We start from the raw sequence: 1296 nt of genomic DNA on the forward strand, positions 1-1296 counted from the left end.
CCCCAGCCCCGCCAGCACCGTGAGGCCCGGCCGACAGCACGAGCGAGCAGGACGCAGCATCCGCGCCACGAAGGCCCCCGCCGCGCGGCCCCCTTCCGCCTGCTCCCGCCACAGCTGCCCGATGCGGCCCGCCGGTGAACGGATGCCCGCCTCGCGCAGCCGGTAATGCAGATCAATGGGACGCAACACCAGCAGGCCCAGCAGCGCGAGCGCGCCCGGCACACGCTCCGGTGAGTCAACGACAGACTTCGCGGACGGGTCGCCCTCGGCCAAGACTTCCCCCTCTGAAAAGGATTTCAGGACTCCAGACTACCCTTGCCCTGCCTCAGGATTTCAAGCGTATCGCCTATGAGTGAAACCACCGTGGACGGCTCGTTCAATGTCACGCCACCGTCAAGAATCAGGTCCAGGCCATGGCCCAGCGCCGTCTTGATGTCCCGCGCGTCCGAGAGGACCGTACCGTCCGTGTGGGTCGCGGAGGTGGTGATGAGCGGGCGGCCGAGCGCCTTCGCCAGCGCCCTGGGCAGGGCGGCGTCCGGCACGCGCAGGCCCACCTGCTTCTGCTTCGTCATCATCACCTCCGGCACCAGGCGCGTGGCCTCCAGGATGAAGGTGAAGGCGCCGGGGGTAAGCCCCTTCATGGCGCGGTAGGCGAAGTTGCTCACGTGCGCGTAGCGGGCCACGTCCGACAGGTCCGGGCACAGCAGCGACAGGGGCTTCTTCCGGTCGCGGCCCTTGAGCTGGTAAAGCCGCTCAATTGCTTTCTTAGAATTCAAATCACAGCCGAGCCCGTAGTACGTGTCCGTGGGATAGGCGATGACGCCGCCCTTCTCCAGCACCTCCACCGCCCGTGCGACCTGGCGGGGCGAGGGATGATCCACGTCCACCTCGAGGATGGGAGCGGCGGCGGCGGGCATGGCGGGAAGCTCCTGGCAGAGGCCACCCCGTGAGGGGTGCTGCCCCCACTATGCGCCGCCGCCCGCCTCTTCCGCACGGATTTCGCCACTGCCCAGCAGGGCGCGCCGCGTGAGCACCGGCCCCACCAGCTCGTGCGCGGTGATCATCGCGATGATGAGCACCTCCACCTGCGGCCCGAAGGACGGGAAGGTGCGCGACACCAGCGCCGCCAGGCCGAACGTCACGCCCGCCTGGGAGATGAGCCCCATCCACAGGTAGCGCTTGAGGCGCGGGTCCTCGGCGGGCGCGAACCTGCGGCACGCGGCCCAGATGGCCAGGCCGCGCAGCGCCACGAGCAGCAGCGCCGCCGGCCCCACCGTCACCAGCGCGTCCAGCTCA

The 1296-nt window shown here is 69.6% G+C and carries 1 protein-coding gene and 2 pseudogenes; all 3 read right to left on the reverse strand.

Going from position 1 to position 1296, the window contains the following annotated elements:
• Positions 1 to 273, reverse strand: a pseudogene (locus ACLEQD_RS43620) (hypothetical protein); the annotation flags it as partial.
• A 23-nt stretch (positions 274 to 296) separates the two neighbouring features.
• A complete protein-coding gene (locus tag ACLEQD_RS43625) occupies positions 297 to 917 on the reverse strand; it encodes an L-threonylcarbamoyladenylate synthase (protein WP_410391826.1) in 621 nt (206 codons plus the stop codon).
• 48 nt (positions 918 to 965) lie between these two features.
• Positions 966 to 1296: pseudogene (locus ACLEQD_RS43630) on the reverse strand (transporter); the annotation flags it as partial.

The organism is Corallococcus sp. 4LFB, assembly GCF_046520365.1.
In the GTDB taxonomy this organism is placed as follows: Bacteria; Myxococcota; Myxococcia; order Myxococcales; family Myxococcaceae; genus Corallococcus; species Corallococcus caeni.

Coding starts and splice junctions, on each gene's coding strand:
- ACLEQD_RS43625 (WP_410391826.1), bottom strand. CDS start 917: ATGCCCGCCGCCGCCGCTCCCATCCTCGAGGTGGACGTGGATCATCCC.